This window comes from Bordetella hinzii LMG 13501 (genome assembly GCF_001548475.1).
Classification (GTDB): Bacteria; Pseudomonadota; Gammaproteobacteria; order Burkholderiales; family Burkholderiaceae_B; genus Bordetella; species Bordetella hinzii.
The window spans coordinates 154,660-178,059 of sequence record NZ_LRUJ01000005.1 but is presented as its reverse complement, the minus strand read 5'-3'; the positions used below and the strand labels follow the sequence as shown (position 1 = coordinate 178,059).

The 23,400-nt window shown below is 66.5% G+C and carries 19 protein-coding genes and 1 other RNA gene; 18 read left to right on the top strand and 2 right to left on the bottom strand.

The window, feature by feature from the left end; translation table 11 throughout:
- Positions 1–246 precede the first annotated feature (246 nt).
- Positions 247–621 carry a DUF4870 family protein gene (locus tag AXA74_RS05560; RefSeq protein ID WP_032956886.1) on the top strand — a complete coding sequence of 125 codons (375 nt, stop codon included), beginning with the start codon at positions 247–249 and terminating at the stop codon, positions 619–621.
- A gap of 217 nt (positions 622–838) precedes the next feature.
- Here the strand turns inward: AXA74_RS05560 and AXA74_RS05555 are convergent, their stop codons facing one another.
- Positions 839–1,117 carry an SWIB/MDM2 domain-containing protein gene (locus AXA74_RS05555; protein WP_025517203.1) on the bottom strand — a complete coding sequence of 93 codons (279 nt, stop codon included), beginning with the start codon at positions 1,115–1,117 and terminating at the stop codon, positions 839–841.
- Positions 1,118–1,265: 148 nt separating this feature from the next.
- Here AXA74_RS05555 and AXA74_RS05550 point away from each other — a divergent pair, with 148 nt between their 5' ends.
- Together AXA74_RS05550 and pyrC are read left to right on the top strand one after the other, a co-directional pair.
- The gene (locus AXA74_RS05550; protein ID WP_060833140.1) at positions 1,266–2,459 is read left to right on the top strand and encodes a M20 aminoacylase family protein; all 1,194 of its coding nucleotides are present in this window, start codon (positions 1,266–1,268) and stop codon (positions 2,457–2,459) included.
- Between the two features lie 12 nt (positions 2,460–2,471).
- On the top strand, positions 2,472–3,530 hold the full coding sequence (gene pyrC, locus AXA74_RS05545) for a dihydroorotase (RefSeq protein ID WP_032956889.1): 1,059 nt from the start codon (positions 2,472–2,474) through the stop codon (positions 3,528–3,530).
- 46 nt (positions 3,531–3,576) lie between these two features.
- On the opposite strand, the gene AXA74_RS05540 is transcribed toward pyrC, so the two are convergent.
- On the bottom strand, positions 3,577–5,385 hold the full coding sequence (locus AXA74_RS05540) for an ATP-binding cassette domain-containing protein (RefSeq protein ID WP_032964679.1): 1,809 nt from the start codon (positions 5,383–5,385) through the stop codon (positions 3,577–3,579).
- Positions 5,386–5,463: 78 nt separating this feature from the next.
- Here AXA74_RS05540 and rnpB point away from each other — a divergent pair.
- From rnpB to ftsZ, 15 genes are all read left to right on the top strand, one after another.
- Positions 5,464–5,868: RNase P RNA component class A (gene rnpB, locus AXA74_RS05535), an RNA gene on the top strand.
- A gap of 293 nt (positions 5,869–6,161) precedes the next feature.
- Positions 6,162–6,590, top strand: a complete 429-nt coding sequence (gene mraZ / locus AXA74_RS05530; RefSeq protein ID WP_029578489.1) for a division/cell wall cluster transcriptional repressor MraZ — start codon at positions 6,162–6,164, stop codon at positions 6,588–6,590.
- A gap of 8 nt (positions 6,591–6,598) precedes the next feature.
- The gene (gene rsmH / locus AXA74_RS05525; protein WP_029578490.1) at positions 6,599–7,672 is read left to right on the top strand and encodes a 16S rRNA (cytosine(1402)-N(4))-methyltransferase RsmH; all 1,074 of its coding nucleotides are present in this window, start codon (positions 6,599–6,601) and stop codon (positions 7,670–7,672) included.
- Positions 7,672–7,959 carry a cell division protein FtsL gene (ftsL, locus tag AXA74_RS05520; protein WP_029578491.1) on the top strand — a complete coding sequence of 96 codons (288 nt, stop codon included), beginning with the start codon at positions 7,672–7,674 and terminating at the stop codon, positions 7,957–7,959. The genes rsmH and ftsL overlap by 1 nt, the downstream gene beginning before the upstream one ends.
- Positions 7,956–9,689 carry a peptidoglycan D,D-transpeptidase FtsI family protein gene (locus tag AXA74_RS05515; protein WP_029578492.1) on the top strand — a complete coding sequence of 578 codons (1,734 nt, stop codon included), beginning with the start codon at positions 7,956–7,958 and terminating at the stop codon, positions 9,687–9,689. The genes ftsL and AXA74_RS05515 overlap by 4 nt, the downstream gene beginning before the upstream one ends.
- Positions 9,686–12,517, top strand: coding sequence for a bifunctional UDP-N-acetylmuramoyl-L-alanyl-D-glutamate--2,6-diaminopimelate ligase MurE/UDP-N-acetylmuramoyl-tripeptide--D-alanyl-D-alanine ligase MurF (gene murF, locus AXA74_RS05510; RefSeq protein ID WP_032956892.1), 2,832 nt, complete (start codon positions 9,686–9,688; stop codon positions 12,515–12,517). Before AXA74_RS05515 ends, murF begins: the two co-directional genes overlap by 4 nt.
- On the top strand, positions 12,507–13,676 hold the full coding sequence (gene mraY, locus AXA74_RS05505) for a phospho-N-acetylmuramoyl-pentapeptide-transferase (protein ID WP_029578495.1): 1,170 nt from the start codon (positions 12,507–12,509) through the stop codon (positions 13,674–13,676). Before murF ends, mraY begins: the two co-directional genes overlap by 11 nt.
- Complete coding sequence (murD, locus tag AXA74_RS05500; RefSeq protein WP_032956903.1) at positions 13,673–15,205, top strand: UDP-N-acetylmuramoyl-L-alanine--D-glutamate ligase; 1,533 nt, start codon at positions 13,673–13,675, stop codon at positions 15,203–15,205. The genes mraY and murD overlap by 4 nt, the downstream gene beginning before the upstream one ends.
- Positions 15,202–16,395, top strand: coding sequence for a putative lipid II flippase FtsW (gene ftsW / locus AXA74_RS05495; RefSeq protein WP_029578497.1), 1,194 nt, complete (start codon positions 15,202–15,204; stop codon positions 16,393–16,395). Before murD ends, ftsW begins: the two co-directional genes overlap by 4 nt.
- Positions 16,392–17,465, top strand: a complete 1,074-nt coding sequence (murG, locus tag AXA74_RS05490) for an undecaprenyldiphospho-muramoylpentapeptide beta-N-acetylglucosaminyltransferase (protein ID WP_029578498.1) — start codon at positions 16,392–16,394, stop codon at positions 17,463–17,465. Before ftsW ends, murG begins: the two co-directional genes overlap by 4 nt.
- On the top strand, positions 17,462–18,868 hold the full coding sequence (gene murC, locus AXA74_RS05485) for a UDP-N-acetylmuramate--L-alanine ligase (protein ID WP_032964674.1): 1,407 nt from the start codon (positions 17,462–17,464) through the stop codon (positions 18,866–18,868). Before murG ends, murC begins: the two co-directional genes overlap by 4 nt.
- Positions 18,865–19,818, top strand: coding sequence for a D-alanine--D-alanine ligase (locus AXA74_RS05480; RefSeq protein WP_029578500.1), 954 nt, complete (start codon positions 18,865–18,867; stop codon positions 19,816–19,818). Before murC ends, AXA74_RS05480 begins: the two co-directional genes overlap by 4 nt.
- Positions 19,819–19,826: 8 nt before the next feature.
- Positions 19,827–20,651, top strand: a complete 825-nt coding sequence (locus AXA74_RS05475; protein WP_029578501.1) for a cell division protein FtsQ/DivIB — start codon at positions 19,827–19,829, stop codon at positions 20,649–20,651.
- A gap of 4 nt (positions 20,652–20,655) precedes the next feature.
- Positions 20,656–21,882, top strand: a complete 1,227-nt coding sequence (gene ftsA / locus AXA74_RS05470) for a cell division protein FtsA (RefSeq protein WP_029578502.1) — start codon at positions 20,656–20,658, stop codon at positions 21,880–21,882.
- A gap of 182 nt (positions 21,883–22,064) precedes the next feature.
- Positions 22,065–23,249 carry a cell division protein FtsZ gene (gene ftsZ / locus AXA74_RS05465; protein ID WP_032956911.1) on the top strand — a complete coding sequence of 395 codons (1,185 nt, stop codon included), beginning with the start codon at positions 22,065–22,067 and terminating at the stop codon, positions 23,247–23,249.
- The last annotated feature ends 151 nt before the right edge of the window (positions 23,250–23,400 follow it).

The window sequence follows — 23,400 nt, the reverse complement described above, 5'->3', positions numbered from 1 at the left end:
CCCCAACCCCTACAAAACCCCCGCCTCCCTCCCCCCGCATGACCTCTTGGGCGGCGGCGGCAGTGTCGGACACCCAACGCATCGACCACGCCCGCATGACCCGGCGCCACGGCGTGTGACACAAGGAAAACCCAGGCTTGACAAGGGCGAGCAAGAGCTCTGTGCCACTGCGTACCCAAATAACAACGGCCGTCAGGAACGTCCGGCATAGTGCGGTAAGATTGGGCGAATGTATTCGATGGAGCAGTGATCGTGAGTGAATCTCCCAATCCCGTACCGGGTTCCCAATCCCTGGATCTGCGCACCTTGGCGCATGTTTCCTACGGCCTGTTTGCGCTGGGCTTTCTGACCGGCGGTATCTTGGGTGTGGCGACGCTCGCGGCCGTGGTGCTGATGTATCTGAAGCGCTCTGATACTGCCGGCACGGTCTACGCTTCGCACTTCGACTGGCTGCTGCGCACGTTCTGGTGGTCGCTGCTCTGGCTGGCGATCAGCTTCGTGCTGATGCTGATCTACATCGGCTGGATCGGCATGGTGGCAACCGTGGTATGGGTGCTCTATCGACTGATCAAGGGCTGGTTGGCACTGCTGGAGGGCAATCCTCCATCCAGCTACGCCTGAGCGGCGATCGATGTCCCAAGGCCGGCCTCGAGCCGGCTTTTTTACGCGCGAGCGATACCGCGCGATGGCACGGGCAGGGCGGGGGAGAGAAAGGGAGAGAGGCGATGCGGGACAGCATGGCCGGGTACGCAGGACAGCGGCTCCCGGCCTGCTTGGGCGGGCACTGGCGGCGCCGCGCAAGGAAGGGACGTACGAGGTACGCCCTCGACCCTGGTGCTTACTTCAGGTGAGCGTTGACCAGCTTGGTCAGTTCGAACATCGTGACCTGATCCTTGCCGAAGATGGGGCGCAGCTTGGCGTCGGCATTGATGTTGCGCTTGTTGCTGGCGTCTTGCAGGTTGTGCTTTTTGATGTAGTCCCAGATCTTTTTGGTGACCTCGGTACGCGGCACGGCTTCCGAGCCGATGACAGCGGCCAGCTCGGCGCTGGGGGTCAGGGGCTTCATAAACGCGGCATTCGGTTTGCGCGTGGTCGCGGTTTTGGAGGGTGTGGCCATAATGCGGCGCTCCTTCTCTGGATGTTGGAAAAAATGTCCTGCGGGCCGCAGCATAACGTGTCTCCAGGGTAAAGACAAAGGCATTTATCCTCTGTAGCAACTAAAATCGGCCTACACACACCCTCCTGCCATGCTCCTGTAACGTCCTATGTACGCACGCTCTCCTCTCGAGTCGATACGGCTTTTTCATGACGAGTTGACGGCCCTGCGCCGCGATCTGCACGCCCACCCTGAATTGGGGTTCGAAGAGGTGCGGACTTCCGGCATCGTCGCCGGCGCCCTGGAGGCCCTGGGGGTGGAGGTGCACCGCGGCATCGGCAAGACGGGTGTGGTGGGAGTGATCCGCGGCAGGCGCTGCGACAGCGGCCGGATGATCGGCCTGCGGGCCGATATGGATGCCTTGCCCATGGCCGAGGACAACGATTTCGCGCACAAGTCGACCAAGCCCGGGCTGATGCATGGCTGCGGCCACGATGGGCATACGGCGGTCCTGCTCGGCGCGGCGCGCTATCTTGCCCAGACGCGCAATTTCGATGGCACGGCCGTGCTGATCTTCCAACCGGCCGAGGAGGGCCGGGGCGGCGCCAAGGCCATGATGGACGATGGCCTGTTCGATACCTTTCCCTGTGATGCCATCTATGCCTTGCACAACTGGCCGGGCCTGCCGCCGGGCACGATAGGCGTCAATTCCGGCCCGATGATGGCGGCCGCCGACCGTTTCGAGATCGTCATCAACGGCCGGGGCGGGCACGTCGCCCACCCTTACCAGACCATAGACCCCGTCACGGTCGCCGGCCATCTCATCACGGCGCTGCAGACTATCGTGTCGCGCAATGTGAATCCGCTGGATTCGGCCGTGGTGTCCATCGGCTCGGTCCAGGCGGGCCACCCCGGCGCCATGAGCGTGATTCCGCGCGAGGCGAAGATGGTGGGCACGGTGCGCACGTTCCGCAAGTCTGTGCAGGAGATGGTCGAGACTCGTATGCGCGAGCTGGCAACGTCGATCGCCGGTGCTTTTGGCGCGACCGCGGAGGTCAACTACGAGCGCATCTACCCGGCCACCCTCAACACGCCGCAACACGCCACGCTGGTTGCCGATATCGCCACCGAGATGGTGGGCAAGGAGAAGGTCGTGCGCGATCTGATCCCGTCCATGGGCTCGGAGGATTTTTCGTTTATGCTGCAGGCCAAGCCTGGCGCCTATTTCCGCCTTGGACAAGGCGGGGCGGAGTCAGGCTGTGTGCTGCACAACTCCCATTTCGATTTCAATGACGCCGTGATTCCGCTGGGCAGCGCCATGTTCGCCGCCCTGGCCGAGCGCGGCATGCCCTTGGCCGAGTAAAGGCCCTCTTTCATGTCCAACCCTGCCCAACTCACGATCACCCGCCCCGACGACTGGCATCTGCATTTGCGCGATGGCGCTGCGCTGGAGGCGGTGGTGGGCGATACGGCGCGCCAGTTCGCGCGCGCCATCATCATGCCCAACCTCAAGCCTCCGGTGACGACCACCGAGCAGGCGCTGGCCTATCGCGAGCGTATCGTCGCAGCCCTGAAAAAGACCATGGGCGACGCGGCGGATTTCAATCCGCTGATGACGCTTTATCTGACGGACAACACGCCGGCGGCGGAGATCGAGCGTGCCAAGGCCAGCGGCCAGGTCTATGCCGTGAAGCTGTATCCCGCCGGCGCGACGACCAATTCCGATGCCGGCGTCACGGACTTGCTGGGCAAGTGCGGCGCGGCCTTGGACGCTCTTGAGAAGGCCGGCATGCCCTTGCTGGTGCATGGCGAAGTCACGGATCCGGCCATCGACGTCTTCGATCGCGAGGCGGTCTTCATCGAGCGCGTCATGCAGCCGCTGCGCCGTGCCTACCCTGGCCTGAAGGTGGTGTTCGAGCACATCACGACCAAGGACGGCGCGGAGTATGTGCGCGACGCCGAAGGGCCGATCGCCGCCACGATCACGCCGCAGCACATGCTGTACAACCGCAATGCGATCTTCCAGGGCGGCGTGCGGCCGCATTGGTATTGCCTGCCCATCCTCAAGCGCGAAGTGCATCGCCAGGCCCTGGTCGATGCGGCGACCAGCGGCAGCCCGCGCTTTTTCCTGGGTACCGACAGCGCGCCCCATGCCCGCGGCCTCAAAGAGCATGCCTGCGGCTGCGCCGGCTGTTATACGGCGCTGCACGCCATGGAGCTTTACGCCACGGCGTTCGAGAATGCGGGCGCCTTGGACAAGCTCGAAGGCTTCGCCAGCCACCACGGGCCGGATTTCTATGGCCTGCCGCGCAATACGGGCAGCCTGACGCTGTTGCGCGAGGATTTCACCATCCCCGAGGAAGTGCCCTTCGGCAACACCACGCTGGTGCCGCTGGCCGCCGGCGAGGCCTTGCGCTGGCGCGTGCAGGGCTGAGGCCCGCGCGCCACCCGCGAGCGACCCGGCATCGGCCGGGTTTTTTTCAGCCGCCGCTGGCCGCGCGCCGTTCTTCGAGCGTTTCCCAGCGTTCGAACTTGGCCTCGAGGTCTTTTTCGATGCGGGCCAGTTCGGCCTGGATCCGTTCAACCTCCTGGGGCGCGTCGCGATAGAGGCTTCCGTCGGCCAGCTTGGCGCTCAATTCGCCTTGTTCGGCCTCCAGGCCGGCGATCACGTCGGGCAATTCTTCGAGCTCGCGCAACTCCCAGGAGCTGATCTTGGCGGCCCGCGCCGGTTTGGCGCGCGGCGCGGCGGCAGGCGCCGCGGCCGCCGGAGCGGCCGGTGTCGCCACGGCCGGTTGCGGGCGCTGGAGCAGCCATTCATCGTAGCCGCCGACATAGTCGCGCCAGCGGCCCTCGCCCTCGTAGGCAATGGTCTGCGTGACCACATTGTTGAGGAAGGCGCGGTCGTGGCTGACCAGCAGGACCGTGCCCGCATAGTCCTGCAGCAGTTCTTCGAGGAGCTCCAGCGTTTCGATATCGAGGTCGTTGGTGGGTTCATCCAGCACCAGGACATTGGCCGGGCGGGCAAATAGCCGGGCCAGCAGCAGGCGGGCGCGCTCGCCGCCGGACAGGCTGCGCACCGGCGAGCCGGCGCGCGCGGGCGAAAAGAGGAAATCGCCCAGGTAACTCATGACATGCTTGCGCGTGCCGCCGATTTCGACCCATTCGCTGCCGGGGTTGATGATGTCGGCCAGCGCGGCGTCCTCGTCCAGCTGGGCGCGCATCTGGTCGAAATACGCGACCTCGACATTGGTGCCGGTGCGTACGGTGCCGCTGTCCGGCGGAAGCTGGCCCAGGATGATCTTCAGCAGCGTGGTCTTGCCGGCGCCATTGGGACCGATGATGCCGATGCGGTCTCCGCGCAAAATGGTGGTCGAGTAGTCGCGGACCACGGTTTTGTCGCCGAAGGCCTTGTTGACCTCGCGCAACTCCGCCACGATCTTGCCGGAGCGCTGGCCCTGGGCGACCGCCAGGTTGACGTTGCCCACGCGCTCGCGCCGTTCGGCACGCTCTACGCGCAACCGCTCGAGCCGGCGGACCCGGCCTTCGTTGCGGGTGCGGCGGGCCTCGACGCCTTTGCGTATCCAGATCTCTTCCTGCGCCAGCAGCTTGTCGAACCGGGCCTGCTCCAGGCGCTCGGCCTCCAGCCATTGCGCCTTGCGCTCCTGCCATTGGCTGAAGTTGCCGGGAAAACTCAACAGCCTGCCGCGGTCCAGTTCGACGATGCGCGTGGCGATGGCATCGAGGAAGCGGCGGTCGTGGGTGATGATGACGGCGGCGCCTTTCCAGGTGCGCAGCAGTTCTTCGAGCCAGGCGATGCCTTCGAAGTCCAGGTGGTTGGTGGGTTCGTCCAGCAGGAGCAAGTCAGGCTGGTCGACCAGCGCGCGGGCCAGGGCCACGCGCTTGCGAGTGCCGCCGGACAGGCCCGCGATCAGGGCGTCGGCGGGCAGGCCGAGCTTTTCCAGCGTGGCGCGCACGCGCGCCGGGCGTTGCCAGTCCTCGGGATGGGCCTGTTCGTCGCTCACGACCTCGTAGACGGTGCGCGTCTCGTCCAGCACGGGCTCCTGCTCGACCGTGACCACCCTCAGTCCGGACGTGCGGCTGATATCGCCATCGTCGGGCTGGTTGCGGCCGTCCAGAAGGCGCAGCAGCGAAGACTTGCCCGCGCCATTGCGCCCGATCAGGCCGATGCGTTCGCCTTCCTGGATGGCGAAGTCGGCATGGTCGAGCAGGGGATGGTGGCCATAGGCCAGCTGGACGTCGGTCAGGGAGATAAGCGTGTTTTGAGCCATGAGGATTCTGCGCGGAACGTAGCCCGTATTGTCGCAGGAACCGGCCGCCGGGGCTGGGTGTACTACAATGCCCGCCGCAAGGCAGATCGGGCAATCGCGGTGGCTCATCCATCGAGGAAGGTCCGGACTCCACAGGGCGGGATAGCGGCTAACGGCCGTCCGGTGAGGCGCGCGAGCGCCAAGCCGAGGAACAGGGCCACAGAGACGAGTCTGCGGGGCGGGCATTCGCAAGAATGCACCGGCACGGCCATCTCCGTGCCGCGGCGGCTGGCAACGGCCACCGGCATCGCAGGGTGAAACGCGGCAACCTCTATCCGGAGCAACACCAAATAGGCATGCGCAGGGCCTTCGGGCCCGCAAGGGCGGCTCGTCCGAGCATGCGGGTAGGTGGCTAGAGCGTTCCAGCAATGGTTCGCCCAGAGGAATGATTGCCCGCCAGGGCGACCTGGCGTACAGAATCCGGCCTATAGATCTGCTTTGCATTTTCCTCTCCGCGTCGCGATAGGCCCATGGCCGGCGACCCGCGTCATGACTCCCTTATCCGTCGACAGGTCCGAGCGAGAAACCACTTGTTTGCGGCCACTTCTTGACTAAGGACTTTGAGTTCCCTGCGCAAGATCCTGATTTATCAGGATGTTTTCTCCGTCTCTTCGTTTACAAGTTGCTCTAAGTCCTTGTTGTGATTGAAAAAATTGCAACTGCCAGCTTGACCCGTCTTGTGCCTTCCCGTAGAGTGGGAAAAAGTAGGAATTTGTGCAATTAAGTGGGGCAAATCTGTGTTTCAGGGAAGCAGCGCGCTCACGTTGGATGCCAAGGGCCGGATCTCGATCCCGACCCGGCATCGTGACGCCCTGGTGTCGCAGGCCGAAGGCCGGCTGACCCTGACTCGCCACCCGGACGGCTGTCTGTTGGTCTATCCGCGACCCGAGTGGGAAAAGAAGCGCGAGCAGATCGCGGCTTTCCCGATGTCGGCGCGCGCGCTGCAGCGACTGTTATTGGGTAATGCCCAGGACGTTGAGATCGACGGCTCCGGCCGGGTGCTCATCGCTCCCGAACTGCGCAACGCTTCCGGAATGACGCGCGACGTGATGCTGCTCGGCATGGGCACGCACTTCGAGCTCTGGGATGCCGCTTCCCTGGCCCGCCGCGAGGCGGAAGATCTGGCCCAGGGGATGCCGGACGTGTTGAATCAGTTTTCGTTCTGAAACCGACTATGGAATTCGAGCACCGGCCCGTCCTGCTGGAGCCGACGGTGGACGCCTTGTTGCAAGCCGATTTCGGCGGCAGGGGGGCTTCCCGCAAGCGCTCCCAGGATGCGGCGGCGGCCGAGGGCCGGCGCGCGGGCGGTGTCTTCGTCGATGGGACTTTCGGCCGCGGTGGGCACAGCCGCGAGCTGTTGCGGCGCCTGGGGCCGCAAGCCCGGCTGGTGGTGTTCGACAAGGATCCCCAGGCCATCGCGGTGGCGCAGGCCCTGGCCGCCGAGGATGGCAGGGTGCAGGTGGTTCATGGGGGCTTTGCCACCATGGCCGAGGAATTGACGGCGCGCGGCATCGATCGGATCGATGGCGTGATGCTGGATCTGGGCGTGTCGTCGCCCCAGATTGATGATGCCGGCCGGGGGTTCTCGTTCATGCGAGAAGGCCCGCTGGACATGCGTATGGATACGAGCCGTGGTCCCACGGTTGCGGATTGGCTGGCGCAAGCCAGTGTGGAAGAGATGCGGGAGGTGATCGCAGATTATGGCGAAGAACGGTTTGCTTTTCAGGTTGCAAAGGCGATTGCTGCTCGCCGCGCAACACGGCCGCTGCGCACCACGCTCGAGCTTGCCGAGTGCGTCGCCAGCGCCGTCCGCACGCGCGAAAAGGGGCAGCATCCGGCCACACGCACCTTTCAGGCTCTACGGATTTACATCAATCGGGAACTCGAAGAGCTCGCGCGCGCCCTCGCGTCAGCTATAGAGCTGCTTGCCCCAGGGGGGAGGTTGGCAGTGATCAGTTTTCATTCGCTGGAAGACCGGATGGTCAAGCAGTGCATCGCGGCGGCCGCGAGGCCCGCGGCCGCGCATCCGCGCCTGCCCCTGCGGGAAAGCGAACTCCCCCAACCCATTCTGCAATCCCTGGGCAAGGTCGTTGCCGATGACGAGGAAGTCGCCGGCAACGCCCGCTCGCGCTCGGCCATCCTGCGCGCGGCCGAGCGGACTTCGCAGCCCCTGCCGCCGGACGGCGCGGCCGGATTCGTGCCGGGCGTGCCCGGCGCGGCCGAAGCCATCAAGGGGAGGCGCCGCTAATGGGCCGTGCCAGCCTCATCGTCGCCGCCTTGTTGATGCTCTCCGCCATCTCCCTGGTGACGAGCCGCTATCAGTCGCGCCAACTCTATATAGAGCTGGGCCGCGGCCAGGCCGAGGCCCGAGATCTGGACACCAACTGGCGCCGCCTGCAGCTCGAGCGTGCCGAACTGGCCCGCAATGCCCGCGTCGACCGTGCCGCGCGCGATGAGCTCAAGATGATTCCCATCGTGCCCGACCGCACCATATATATGGTGCAGCCGGCCGCCGTGGCGGGAGGCGCGCAATGAAGCGCGTGCCCTTCTTCGACAATCCGGTGCTGCGTGGGCAATTGCCCATGTGGCGTGCGCGCCTGGTGCTGATACTGCTGTTTGCCGGGCTCCTGGTGCTGGCCGGCCGCGCCCTGTTCCTGCAGGGCCTGTCCAATGAGTTTCTGCAACAGCAGGGCGAGCGGCGCTATGAGCGCACCCTGACCCTGGCGGCCACGCGCGGCAAGATTCTCGACCGCAACAACGTCGTGCTGGCGTCCAGCGTGCCGGCGCGCGCGATCTGGGCCATTCCCGAGGACGCCAAGGTCGCCACGCCCGAACAGATCAACACGCTGGCCAAGCTGCTGGATACGCCGGCCGCCGAGCTGCGCCGCCGGCTCACGGACGAGGACCGGAATTTCGTCTACATCAAGCGCCAGGTGCCGATGGATGTGGCCGATAAGGTCAAGCAGATGGCGCTGCCGGGCATACACCAGCAGCCGGAATCGCGCCGTTATTACCCTGAAGGCGAAGTGACCGCCCATATCGTGGGCTTTAACAACGTCGAGGATCAGGGCCAGGAGGGCGTGGAGCTGACCTTCAACCAGCAGCTCTCCGGCCGCCCCGGCACCCGCCGCGTGATCAAGGACCGGCTGGGGCGTGTCATCGAGGACGTGCAGGCGGTGACCTTGCCGGTCGACGGGCGCGACCTGCGCCTGTCCATCGATACCCGGCTGCAATACCTGGTCTACAAGGAATTGCAGGCCGCGCTGGACAAACACCAGGCGCGCGCCGCCACGGCCGTGGTCCTGGACGTGCATACCGGCGAAATCCTGGCGCTGGCCAACCTGCCTTCCTATGATCCCAACCGGCGCGAGAACTGGAAGGTCGCCACGCTGCGCAACCAGGCGATCACGGATACCTTCGAGCCGGGTTCCATCATGAAACCCTTCACGGCGGCCCTCGCGCTGGATCTGGGCCGCATCACCACGTCGACCACCTTCGACACCGGCAACGGGCGTTTCCAATACCAGGGTTCGACGATCAGCGACGTCAGCCGCAACGGCGTGCTGGATGTGGCCGGCGTGCTGCGCCGCTCCAGCAATATCGGCATGACCATGATTTCCGAGAAGCTGCAGGCCCGCGAAATGTGGGATCGCTTCACGGAGTTGGGACTGGGGCAAGCGCCGCAGCTGGGCTTCCCGGGCGCGGCGCCGGGACGTCTGCGTCCCTGGGATCGCTGGCGCCTGATCGAGAAGGCGACCATGGCCTATGGCTATGGCCTGTCGGTGTCGCTCCTGCAAGTGGCGCGCGCCTATACGGTGTTCGCCCGCGATGGCGACATGGTTTCCTTGACCCTGGTCAAGCGCGACAGCGATCCGACCAGCGTGAAGATCTATACCCCCAAAACCGCCGGCCTGATCCGTGCCATGCTGGAGGCCGCGGCCGGCCCCGATGGCGCCAAGGCTGCCCAGGTGCAGGGTTACCGGGTGGCCGGCAAGAGCGGCACGGCGCGCAAGATCGTGGATGGCAAGTACAGTTTGCAGCGGTATCGCAGTTCTTTCGTGGGCTTCGCCCCGGTTTCCAATCCCAAGGTGGTCGTGGCCGTCTCCATCGACGAGCCGCAGGTGGGCGGGTATTACGGCGGCGCCATCGCCGCGCCCGTGTTCTCCAGCATCGTGGGCGGCACGCTGCGCCTGATGGGCGTGCAGCCCGATGCACCGTTCGAGTCCACCATTGTCGCGGGTGTCGAAGGCGGGGGGGCGCGATGAGCATGCACCGTGCCGCCGTGGGCAGTTCGCTGCCGGTATTACAGAAGCTGCGCCGCCAGGTGGCGGCCTCGGCCGATCTGCGGCTGGATTCGCGCGACTTGCGCCCGGGCGATGTGTTCGTCGCTTGCCGGGGCGTGCATGGCGATGGCCGTCTCTATATAGAGCAGGCGCTGGCCGCTGGTGCGGCCGCGGTGGTCTATGACAGCGACGCCCTGGCCGTGGCCGTACCGCGCGATGACCGCCTGCTGGGCGTGGCCGGCTTGCGGGGCATGTTGGGCGAATTGGCCGATGGCTGGTATGGCCAGCCGTCCGCCAGCCTGACCGTGCTTGCCGTCACGGGAACCAATGGCAAGACCTCCTGCGTGCACTGGCTGGCTCAGGCGCTTACCCGCCTAGGCAAGCCCTGCGCCACCATCGGCACGCTGGGCGGCCTGCTGCCGGACGGCCGTTCGCTGGGTGGCAGCCTGACCACGCCCGATGTGGTCACCCTGCACCGCTGGCTGGCAGCCATGCGCGACGCCGGGGCGCAAGCAGTGGCGATGGAAGCGTCCTCCATTGGCCTGGAACAGGGGCGCATGGACAATGTGCGCCTGGTGGCGGCGGGCTTCACGAATCTGACGCGCGACCACCTCGATTATCACGGCACCATGGAGAACTACGAGGCGGCCAAGGCCTTGCTGTTCGATTGGCCGGGGCTGCAGGGCGCGGTGATCAACGCCGACGACCCTGCCGGACGTCGTCTGCTGGCCAGGCTGCCGGCGGGATTCGCGAGCGCCTATTCGACCGAACGGGCCGAGGGCGATGTGCTTGCCCGCGACCTGCAGGCCACCACCCATGGCCAAGTCTTCACCCTGAAGACCGCGCAGGGCGAGGCCCAGGTCGTCACCCGCCTGCTGGGCCGCCACAATGTCTCCAATCTGTTGCTGGTTGCGGGCATGCTGCTCAAGCTGGGCTGGCCAGTATCGGCGGTGGCCCGCGAGGTCGCGGCCGCCGTGCCGGTCGATGGCCGCCTGCAAGCCGTGGCCGCGCCGGCGCTCGGGCAACTGACGATACCCAGCCAAGGGCCCATGGTGGTGGTCGATTACGCGCATACGCCGGACGCCTTGTCGCGCGCGCTCATGGCGCTGCGGCCCGTGGCGCAGGCACGGGGCGGCTCCCTGGTTTGCCTGTTCGGCTGCGGCGGCGACCGTGATCCGGGCAAGCGACCGGAGATGGGGCGCATCGCCGGCGAACTGGCTGACCGCGTCATCGTGTCCAGCGACAATCCGCGCAGTGAATCGCCCCAGGCCATCATCGACCAGGTGCTGGCGGGCGTGGGCGCGGATGCCCGCGTCGAATCCCAGGCCGATCGCGCCCTGGCCATCATGCATGCGGTCTGGACCAGCAAGCCCGAGGACATTGTCCTGCTGGCCGGCAAGGGACACGAAACGTACCAGGAAATCGCCGGCCGCAAGCTGGTCTTCGATGACCGCGAATGGGCGCGCGCGGCCTTGCTGCTGCCGCACGTCGCCGGCGTGTCGACCGATACCCGCAACATCGCGGCCAACCAGCTTTTCGTGGCGCTGGCCGGCGAGTCTTTCGACGGCCACGACTATCTGGCCCAGGCGCAGGCCGCGGGCGCCTGCGCCGCGGTGGTGGCCCATCCGGTGTCCGATGCCGGCCTGCCTCAGCTCGTGCTGGGCGAGACGCGCCAGGCGCTGGCGCGCCTGGCGACGGCCTGGCGTGCCCGGTTTGTATTGCCGGCGATCGCCGTGACCGGCAGCAATGGCAAGACCACCACCAAGGAAATGATTTCCGCCATCCTGGCTGACTGGCAGGGTGAAGAGCACAGGCTGGCGACCGCCGGCAATTTCAACAACGACATCGGCCTGCCGCTGACGCTGCTGCGCCTGCGCGCCCAGCATCGCGCCGCCGTGTTCGAGCTGGGGATGAACCACCCCGGCGAAATCGCCCAGCTGGCGCCGATGGCGCAGGCCTCGGTGGCCTTGGTCAACAATGCGCAGCGCGAGCACCAGGAGTTCATGCATACGGTCGAGGCCGTGGCGCGCGAGAATGGGGCGGTCATCGCCGCCTTGCCCGAAGAGGGCGTGGCCGTCTATCCCGGCGATGATCCGTACACGGCCATCTGGGACGGGCTGGCAGGCGCCAGGCGCGTGCTGCGCTTTGGCCTGCAGCCTGGGCTGGATGTCTATGCGGAAGAAATCCGGCCCGGCGTCTCGGGCACCTTGTGTCGGGTGGTAACGCCCGCCGGGGTCGCCGAATTGGCGCTGCCGGTACCGGGTGCGCACAATTTGCGCAATGCCCTGGCCGCGATTGCCTGCGCGCTGGCCGCCGGTGCGCCCTTGACGAGCGCGGTCCGCGCCCTGCAGGCCTTTGCCGCGGTCAAGGGACGCATGCAACGCAAAGAAATGAGTGACGGTACGTTGCTCATTGATGACACCTACAATGCGAACCCCGACTCGGTACGCGCGGCCATCGAGGTTCTCGCGCAACTGCCCGGTCCGCGCGCGCTCGTGCTCGGAGATATGGGTGAGGTCGGGGACAACGGTCCCGCCATGCATCGTGAGGTTGGCGGGTACGCGCGCGATCACGGGATCGACGCACTGTTCACGCTAGGTGACGCCAGCCGAGCGGCCGCGGCCGAATTCGGAGCGAAGGCGCGCGCCTGCGCATCGGTAGACGAAGTCGTTGCCGCGTTGCGCGGCATGCGCCCGGCCAGCGTATTGGTAAAAGGTTCGCGCTTTATGCGCATGGAGCGGGTAGTGACGGCTTTTTCTGTAAACGACAACGAGACGGCCCCGGGCCAGGGGGACAAGCATGCTGCTTGAGATTGCCCGTTGGTTGTCCGACGATGTGCGCGCGATCGGCGTGCTGGAGTACATCACCTTGCGCGCGGTGCTGGCCTGCGCCACGGCCCTGCTCATCGGGCTGGCGGCCGGTCCGCGGGTGATCCGCAAGCTGACCGAAATGAAGATCGGCCAGGCCGTGCGCGCCTATGGCCCCGAGTCGCACCTGGTCAAGACGGGCACGCCCACCATGGGCGGCGCCCTCATCCTGATTTCCATCGCCATCAGTACGCTGTTGTGGGCCGACTGGACCAACCGTTTCGTGTGGGTGGTGCTGCTGGTGACCTTCGGCTTCGGCTGGATCGGCTGGATGGACGACTACCGCAAGGTGGTGTATCGCGATCCCGAGGGCATGCCCGCGCGCCAGAAATTCTTTTGGCAGGCGACGATAGGCCTGGTGGCCGCGGTCTACCTGGCGTTTGCTGTGTCCGCGCCGGCCAACACCGAGTTGTGGCCGCTGTTCAAGGCCTGGGTCGCCAGTGGCTTCAGTATGCCGCTGCCCACGCGGGCCGACCTGATCGTGCCGTTCTTCAAATCGGTGAGCTATCCCCTGGGCGTGCTGGGCTTCGTGGCCTTGACCTGGTTTGTCATCGTCGGCACCAGCAATGCAGTCAACCTGACCGACGGCCTGGATGGCCTGGCCATCATGCCCACGGTCATGGTGGGCGCCGGGCTCGGCATTTTTGCCTATGTGGTGGGGCGCGTCGATTACTCCAAGTACCTGCTGTTTCCGTATATCCCGGGCGCCTCCGAATTGATGGTGCTGTGCGCGGCCATCGGCGGGGCGGGGCTGGCGTTCCTGTGGTTCAACGCCTATCCGGCGCAGGTCTTCATGGGTGACGTCGGCGCGCTGGCGCTGGGCGGCGCGCTGGGGACCATCGCGGTGATCGTGCGCCAGGAGATCGTGCTCTTCATCATGGGCGGCGTGTTCGTCGTCGAGACCTTGTCCGTGATGTTGCAGGTGACCTGGTTCAAATACACCAAGCGCAAGTACGGGCAGGGCCGGCGCATCTTCAGGATGGCGCCGCTACACCACCATTTTGAAGTCGGCGGCTGGAAGGAAACCCAGGTCGTCGTCCGTTTCTGGATCATCAGCATGATGCTGGTGCTGATTGGCCTTTCGACCCTGAAGTTGCGATGAACACCGAAGATACCTCCCGCGCCGACGCGCCGCTTGTCCTGATCCTCGGGTTGGGCGAGACGGGCGTGGCCGCCGCGCGCTGGTGCGCACGCGAAGGCGCCCGTCTTCGCGTGGCGGATACCCGCGCGCAGCCGGGAGGGCTGGACGGCCTGCGCGCCGCCCTGCGCGAGGCCGCGGTCGAGTACCACCTGGGCTGCGCCGGGCATTTCGATCCGGCGCTGCTCGACGGCGTTTCCCAGCTTGTCCTCAGCCCGGGCTTGGCGCCGGCGCAGGAACCTACGGCCAGTCTGCTGGCGGCGGCCGCATCGCGCGGCATCGAGGTGGTGGGCGAGATCGAATTGTTTGCTCGTGCCCTGGTCCAGTTGGCCGAGGCGCGTGACTACCGGCCCCGGCTGCTGGCCGTGACCGGCACCAATGGCAAGACCACGGTGACCGCCCTGACCCGTCAATTGATCGAGGCCAGCGGCCTGAGCGCGCGCGCGGCCGGCAATATCAGCCCGGCCGCCCTGACCTCGCTGATGGATGCCCTCGATCATGACCAATTGCCCGACGTCTGGGTGCTCGAGCTCTCCAGCTTCCAGCTGGAAACCACGCGCAGCCTGAACGCGGATGCCGCCGTCGTCCTGAACGTCACCCAGGACCACCTGGATTGGCACGGCGGCATGCAGGCCTATACGCAGGCCAAGGCGCGTTTGCTCAAGATGGCCCGCGTGGCCATCGTCAATCGAGACGATCCGCTGACCACCGCCATGGTTCCCGATGTCGGAAGCCTGGATGTGCGCAGCTTCGGGCGCGATCTGCCGGCGTGCGTGGGCGACATGGGCCTGGAGCTCGGCCAGGGCGTGGCATGGCTGGTGGCCTGCGAGCCCAGCGATTTCGATGAACCGGCGCCGCCCGTGCGCCGCAAGAAGGATGCCCCGCCGCCCCGGCGCGGCCAGGGCCGCATGAGCCGCTTGATGCCGGTCGATGCCCTGCGTATCCGCGGCGTGCACAATGCGCTCAATGCCTTGGCGGCCCTGCAGCTGGCCCGGGTCCTGGATCTGGGCTGGGGGCCGCTGCTGCGCGCCTTGCGCGAATATGCCGGCGAACCCCATCGCGCCGCCTTTGTGCGCAATATCGGCGGCGTGGACTACATCAATGACAGCAAGGGCACCAATGTCGGCGCCACGGTGGCCGCGCTCGAAGGCCTGGGCCAGTCGGTGGTGCTGATCGCCGGCGGCCAAGGCAAGGGGCAGGATTTCTCGCCGCTGCGCTCCGTCGTGGCCAGGCATGCGCGCGCGGTGGTGCTGATCGGCGTGGACGGCCCCGCCATCGGCGAGGTGCTCGCGCCCACCGGCGTCCAGATCGTGACAGCCGAGGATATGCGCCAGGCCGTTCGCCGCGCGGCCGAGCTGGCCCAGCCCGGCGATGCCGTGCTGCTGTCGCCGGCTTGCGCCAGCCTGGACATGTTCCGCAACTATCCGCACCGTGGAGAGGTCTTCGCCGAAGAGGTCGAAGAGCTGGCCCGCGACCGGGGAGAGGTGGCATGAGCCTGTTTGCCGAGCTGACCGCCAGCGTCAACGCCGTCCGTCCGGGACGCACGCGCATGCGCAATAGCGACCTGCCGCTCATCGTGGCGGCTTCGACGCTGCTGCTGCTCGGCCTGCTCATGGTGTATTCGGCCTCCATTGGCCTGGCCGATGGGCCGCGCTATGCCTCCTACGGCCGCTACTATTTCGTGATCCGCCACGGGCTGTTCATGGCGGCTGGCCTGGTGGCCGGCGCCCTGGTGCTGACCGTGCCCATCCGCGTCTGGCAGCGCCTGGCCGTGCCACTGTTCATGGTGTCGCTGGTCCTCCTGGTGGCCGTGCTGATTCCGGGCATCGGCCGCGAGGTCAACGGGGCGCATCGCTGGATTCCGCTGGGGCCGCTTAATTTCCAGCCCTCCGAACTGATGAAGCTGGCCGCCTTGCTCTACGCCGCGGACTACACCGTGCGCAAGCAGGAGCATATGCAGGCCTTCGCGCGCGGCTTTCTGCCCATGGCTTGCGCGCTGGGCGGCGTCGGCATGCTGCTGCTGCTCGAACCCGACCTCGGCGCCTTCATGGTGATTGTCGCCATCGCCATCGGCATCCTGTTCCTGGGCGGCATCAACGGCAAATATTTCAGCAGCCTGCTGGCCGTGCTGGTCAGCACCTTCCTGATGCTGATCTGGCTGTCGCCGTGGCGCCGCGCGCGCCTGTTCGCCTATCTCGACCCCTGGAACGAGGAGAACGCCTATGGCAGCGCCTACCAGCTGTCGCATTCGCTGATCGCGCTGGGGCGCGGTGAATGGTTCGGCGTCGGCCTGGGCGCCAGCGTGGAAAAACTGCATTACCTGCCCGAGGCGCATACCGACTTCCTCATGGCGGTCGTGGGCGAAGAACTGGGGTTTGCCGGCGTCATGCTGGTCATCGTGTTGTTCGGCATCATCCTGCAGCGCGGTTTCGACATTGGCCGCCAGGCGATCGCCATGGAGCGCACCTTCGCCGGCCTCGTGGCCCATGGCGTGGCCATGTGGTTCGGTGTGCAGGCCTTCATCAACATGGGCGTCTGCCTCGGCCTGCTGCCCACCAAGGGGCTGACCCTGCCCCTGATGAGCTATGGCGGCTCGGGCATCGTGATGAATCTCTGCGCCCTGGCCATGCTGCTGCGCGTGGACTACGAAAACCGGGTGATGATGCGGGGAGGCCGCGTATGAGCGCGCCCACCATCCTCATCATGGCCGGCGGCACGGGCGGGCATATCATGCCGGGCCTGGCCGTGGCGGACATCCTGCGCCAGCGCGGCTGGCAAGTGCGCTGGCTGGGCAATCCCGACAAGATGGAGGGCAAGCTGGTGCCGGCGCGTGGCATCGCGCTGGCTCCCCTGCGTTTCCAGGGCGTGCGCGGCCGTGGCGCCGCGGCCTTGCTCAAGCTCCCGCTCTTGTTGACGCGAGCCATGGTCCAGGCTTGGCGCCATTTGTCGGCCATCAAGCCGGATGTGGTCCTGGGCATGGGCGGCTATGTCGCCTTCCCGGGCGGCCTGGTCGCGGCCTTGCGGCGCACGCCCATGGTGATCCACGAGCAGAATGCCGTGGCGGGCACGGCCAACCGCTGGCTGGCGCGCATGGCCAGCCGGGTGCTGACAGGCTTTCCCAATGTATTGCCCGGCGCCGAGGATGTCGGCAACCCGGTGCGCGCCGATCTCTGCCGGCTGGGCGAACCCGCGCCGCGCTACGCCGGGCGCCAGGGGCCTTTGCGCGTCCTGGTGGTCGGCGGATCGCTGGGGGCCCAGGCGCTCAATACCGTGGTGCCCCAGGCACTTGCCCGGATCGCGCCGGCGCAGCGTCCCGTGGTGACGCACCAGGCCGGCGCCCAGCATCTGCAGGCGCTGCAGGCCGCCTACGCCGAGGCGGGGGTGCAGGCCGAGTGCCTGGCTTTCATCGACGACATGGCCGATGCGCTGGCCCGGTCGGATCTCCTGATCTGCCGCGCTGGCGCCATGACGGTGGCCGAGGTCGCGGCAGCCGGCGTGGCCGCACTGTTTGTGCCTTTCCCCCATGCCATCGACGATCACCAGACAGCCAATGCGCGCTACCTGAGCGATGCGCAGGCCGCCTGGCTGCAGGCGCAAAGCGCGCTGACGCCCGAATGGCTGGCCGAATGGCTGGGGCAACGCAACCGTACAGAACTTCAAGCCGTCGCCGAGCGGGCGCGCGCGCAAGCGCGTCCGGACGCGGCGGAACATATCGCCGACGTCTGCATGGCGGCAGCGAGGCGTCAATCATGAAACATCGCATTCAACATATTCATTTCGTAGGCGTGGGCGGCTCGGGCATGAGCGGCATCGCCGAAGTCCTGCTCAACCTGGGCTACGTGGTCAGCGGTTCCGATCTGGCCGAGTCGGCCGTCACGCGGCGCCTGGCCGACCTGGGCCTGAAAGTCTCCATCGGCCACGCGGCCGAGAACGTGGCGGGCGCCGACGCCATCGTCACCTCGACCGCCGTGGCCGGCGACAATCCGGAAGTCATCGCGGCCCGCGCGGCCCGCATCCCCGTCGTGCCGCGCGCGGTCATGCTGGCCGAGCTCATGCGGCTCAAGCGCGGCATCGCCGTGGCCGGCACGCACGGCAAGACTACGACGACCAGCCTGGTGGCCAGCGTGTTGGCCGCCGGCGAACTCGACCCCACCTTCGTGATCGGGGGGCGGCTGAATTCGGCGGGCGCCAATGCCCAGTTGGGGCAGGGCGAGTTCATCGTCGTGGAAGCCGATGAGTCGGATGCTTCCTTCCTGAACCTGCTGCCGGTGATGGCGATCATCACCAATATTGACGCCGACCACATGGACACCTATGGGCACGATGTGGCGCGACTGAAAAGCGCCTTCATCGAGTTCACCCAGCGCCTGCCCTTCTACGGTTCGGCCGTGCTGTGTGTCGATGATGCCAATGTGCGCGAAATCATGCCCTTCGTGTCGCGCCCCATCACGACCTACGGCCTGAGTCCCGAGGCGCAGGTGCGCGCCGAGGACGTGCGTGCCGAAGGCACGCGCATGCGTTTCACCGTGCGTCGCCGCGACCGCGATGCGGAGTTGCCGGCGCTCGACGTCGAACTCAATCTGCCGGGACTGCATAACGTGCGCAATGCGCTGGCGGCCATCGCCGTGGCTTCCGAGCTGGGCGTGTCCGACGAGGCCATCTGCCAGGCGCTGGCCGCTTTCAAGGGCGTGGGCCGCCGCTTCACACAGTGGGGCGACTATCCCGTGTCGCAGGAGCACGGCGGTGGCAGGTATACCGTGATCGACGACTACGGCCACCATCCGGTCGAAATGGCGGCCACCCTGGCCGCCGCCCGGGGCGCCTGGCCGGACCGCCGCATCGTGCTGGCCTTCCAGCCGCACCGCTACACCCGCACGCGCGACTGCTTCGAGGATTTCGTGCGGGTGCTCGGCACGGCGGACGCGGTTCTGCTCACCGAAGTCTACGCCGCGGGCGAGCCGCCCCTGGTGGCCGCCGACGGGCGGGCGCTGTCGCGCGCATTGCGCGTGGCCGGCAAGGTCGAGCCGCTGTTCGTCGAGGATGTCGCCGAGCTGCCCCAGGCCGTGCGCGACTTCATGCGCGACGGCGATGTGCTGATCGTCATGGGCGCCGGCTCGATCAGCAAGGTTCCGTCGCAGTTGGGAGAGCACGCATGACACAGCATTTCGGAAAAGTTGGCGTGCTTTACGGCGGCCGTTCCGCCGAACGCGAGATTTCGCTCATGTCGGGGGCGGGCGTGCACGAAGCACTGCGCGGCGCCGGCGTGGACGCGCACTTGTTCGATACCGGCAAACAGGGCCTGGCCGAGCTTCAGTCGGCCGGTTTTGACCGCGTATTCATCGCCTTGCATGGGCGCTACGGCGAAGACGGCGCGATCCAGGGAGCACTTGAACTCTTGAACATCCCCTACACGGGCAGCGGCGTGGCCGCCTCGGCCGTGGCGATGGACAAGATCATGACCAAGCGCATCTGGCTGCAGCATGGCCTGCCCACTCCGGCATTCGAGGAAATCGACGCCAAGACCGAGCTGCGCCTGGTGCCCGACCGGCTCGGCCTGCCGCTTATCCTGAAGCCGCCGCATGAGGGCTCGACCGTCGGCATTACCAAGGTGGCCGGTTATTCCGACATGAAGCAAGCCTATGCCTCGGCGTCGCACTTCGACGAGGTCGTGCTGGCCGAGCAATTCGTGCGCGGCCGGGAGCTGACGGTGGCCGTGCTGGGTGCGGGCCGCGGCGCGCGGGCCTTGCCCGTCATCGAAATCGTGGCGCCTGATGGCAACTACGACTACCAGAACAAATATTTCACCGACGACACCAAGTACTACTGCCCGGCCGACCTGCCCGAGGGGGTCGCCGCGCAGGTCGAAGAGATCGCCGTCCAGGCCTATCGCGCCCTCGGGTGCGAAGGGTGGGGGCGCGCGGACTTCATTCTCGATGCGCAAAACCGGCCCTGGCTGCTGGAGATGAATACGTCTCCCGGCATGACCAGCCATTCCCTGGTCCCGATGGCCGCGCGCGCGGTCGGCATGAGCTATGCCGACCTCTGCGTGGCGATCCTGGCCGAGGCCTCTTGCAAGCTGCGTGCCCCGGCACGCGCCAAAGAATAGGACACTCTGTGTGGAACGAGGCTCGCACCATCAATCTGATCGCCAACACGCTGGCCGTGCTGGCGGTCGCCGCCTTGCTGCTGGCCGGCGTGGCGTGGGTGGCGCAACGGCCGTATTTCAACCTGGCCGCCATCGAGCTGGAGCCCATGCCGGACAGCGAGCTGCACTATGTGTCGCCCGGATCGGTGCGCTCGGCCATCGCGGGCCGGTTCAAGGGCAACTTCTTTACCGTGGACCTGGACGAGGCCCGCGAGGTGTTCGAGTCGGTGCCCTGGGTGCGCCATGCCACCGTGCGCCGCATCTGGCCCAATACCTTGCGCGTGCGGATCGAGGAGCAGCAGCCCCTGGCGCTATGGAACGAAAACCAGATGATCAACACCTGGGGCGAGTCGTTCACGGCCAACACGGGCGAGCTGGAGGACGAGGACGCCTTGCCTCAGTTTGCCGGCCCGGACGGCACGGAGAGCCTGGTGGTGCAGCGCTACGCCGAACTGGCGCGCTGGTTCGCGCCGCTGGACCTGCACGTCAAGGAACTGGAGCTCAGCCCGCGCTATGCCTGGAAGGCGGTGCTGTCCAACGGCATGACGCTGGATCTCGGCCGCGATCCGGGCGCGGACGCGCCGGATCCGCATGGTCTGCCGGGCGCCTTGCCGTTCGCCGCGCGCATTCAACGCTTTGTGCAAGTCTGGCCCGGGGTGGCCGGCCGTCTGGAGGGGCGCACGGTGACGGGCGCGGACCTGCGTTACCCGAACGGCTTTGCGCTGGCCCTCGCGCCGCTGCCCCCGTCAGAAAGCAAATCACATTCCAAATCGAAACCTGCCAAGAAAAATTGACGCCATGACCCGTGACATCAAGGACCTAATCGTCGCCCTCGATATCGGCACCAGCAAGGTGGTTGCGGTGGTGGCCGAAATCCTGCCCGAAGGCCGCTTCGAGGTACTCGGGCTGGGACAGCACGAGTCGCGCGGCATGCGCAAGGGCGTCGTGGTCAATATCGAGACCACCGTCAACTCCATCCAGCGCGCGCTCGAAGAGGCCGAGCTGATGGCCGACTGCAAGATCCGCGACGTCTACACCGGCATCGCGGGCAGCCACATCCGCTCTTTCAATTCCAGCGGCATGGTCGCGGTCAAGGACAAGGAGGTCACCGCCACCGACGTGGCGCGCGTGATCGAGACGGCCAAGGCCGTGAACATCCCCACCGACCAGCAGGTGCTGCATGTGCTCACCCAGGAGTTCATCGTCGACGGCCAGGAGGACATCCGCGAGCCGATCGGCATGAGCGGCCTGCGTCTCGAGGTCCGGGTGCACATCGTGACCGGCGCGGTCAGCGCCGCCCAGAACATCGTCAAGTGCGTGCGCCGCTGCGGCCTGGAAGTCCAGGACCTGATCCTGCAGCCGCTGGCCTCCAGCCTGGCCTGCCTGACGGCCGACGAGAAAGAACTGGGCGTGGTGCTGGTCGATATCGGCGGCGGCACGACCGATGTGGCGATCTTTACGGGCGGGGCCATCCGCCATACCGCCGTGATTCCCATCGCTGGCGACCAGATCACCAACGATATCGCCGCCATGCTGCGCACGCCGACGCCGGATGCCGAAGAGATCAAGCTGCGTTACGGCGTGGCCAAGCAGGTGCTGGCCAGCCCCGACGAGACCGTCGAAGTGCCTGGCCTGGGCGATCGCGGTCCGCGCCAGGTCAAGCGCCAGGCGCTGGGCGCTGTCATCGAGCCGCGGGTCGAGGAGTTGTTCTCGCTGGTGCAGCAAGTCGTCCGGGATTCCGGTTACGAGGATCTGCTCGCCTCGGGCGTGGTCCTGACCGGCGGCTCGGCGCAACTGCCCGGGATGATAGAGCTGGCCGAGGACGTCTTCCTCAAGCCGGTGCGCGTGGCGGTGCCGGAATACGAAGGCAGCCTGGCCGATGTGATGCGCAATCCGCGCTTCTCGACGGTCATGGGTTTGCTGCAGGAAGCGCGCATGCAGCGCGTGCGGGGCCGCAAGGTCGCCGCGCAGACGGGCAATTTCAAGAGCCTGCTGGCGCGCATGAAAGAGTGGTTCATGAACTGATTCAGGGATGGGGGCGGGCCCATTCCTCGTCAACGGCCGTGCAGCCTGGGGCCGGTGGCGAAAGAGGGAGCGTTTCAACTCCGTAGCGGATTGATAGCCAGTCGGCTGCGGAATTGAGGCGATTGAAAACAGGTTGTTGGGGATTTTCGGCTTTTGGAAATCGGACTTGTGAGGGAGTCATCATGATGAACTTTGAGATGCTTGAGAACAACACCAAAGGGACCGTCATAAAGGTCGTTGGTGTTGGTGGTGCGGGCGGCAATGCCGTCGCGCATATGATTCGCAGCGGTGTCAGCGGCGTCGATTTCATTTGCGCCAACACTGACGCCCAGGCGCTGGCGGCGACCAACGCCCCGGTGCAGATCCGCCTGGGCCGCACCGGCCTGGGCGCGGGCGCCAAGCCCGAGCAGGGCCGCGCGGCCGCCGAAACGGCTCGCGAGGAGATCCGTTCCGCGCTCAACGGCGCCCACATGGTGTTCATCACCGCGGGCATGGGCGGCGGCACCGGCACCGGCGCGGGTCCGGTGGTGGCGGAAGTCGCCAAGGAACTGGGCATCCTGACGGTCGGCGTCGTGACCAAGCCGTTCAGCTTCGAGGGCAACAAGCGCCTGAAGATGGCTGAAGAAGGCATTGCCGAACTGGGCAAGCATGTCCATTCGCTCATCGTGGTCCTCAACGAGAACCTGTATGAGCTCATGGACGAGGACGCGACCCAGGAGGACTGCTTCAAGTCGGCCGACGACATCCTGCACAACGCCTGCGCCGGCATTGCCGAGATCATCAATGTCGAAGGCAATGTGAACGTCGACTTCGAAGACGTGAAGACCATCATGGGCGAGCAGGGCCAGGCCATGATGGGCACGGCTACCGCCAGCGGCGCCGACCGCGCCCGCGTGGCGGCCGAAAAGGCGATCGCCTGCCCGCTGCTCGAAGGCGTGGACCTGAACGGCGCCCGCGGCGTGCTGGTCAACATCACGTCCAGCCGCTCGCTGAAGATGCGCGAAACGCGCGAGATCATGGAGACCATCCGCAGCTACGCTTCGGAAGACGCCACCGTGATCTTCGGTACCGCCTATGACGAGACCATGGGCGAGAACCTGCGCGTGACCGTCGTGGCGACCGGCCTGGGCCGCGCCGCCGCGCGTCCGCAACTGGTGCAGTCGGCTGCCGAAGAACTGCGCACCGGCACCGACAACATGCCGATGGGTGGCATGCTGGCCGGCCAGAACGGCGACTACCGCGGCCTGGACATGCCGTCGGTGATGCGCAATCCGCGTTCGCAGGCTTCGGCCCAGGTGCGCGCGCTGGAAAGCTCGGGGATGGATCACTTCGATATCCCGGCCTTCCTGCGCAAGCAGGCCGACTAAGCGTCGCGGCGCCCGTTCCGCCACGGGCGCGGCACTCCCTCAACGCCCGTCCGCTCCCTCCCCAGGGCGGACGGGCGCAGGAGCTTTGCCGCCCGAAATTTAGGGGCGGATCTGAGACGTATATTGTTGCATTTGCGTGGCATGGGTTTGT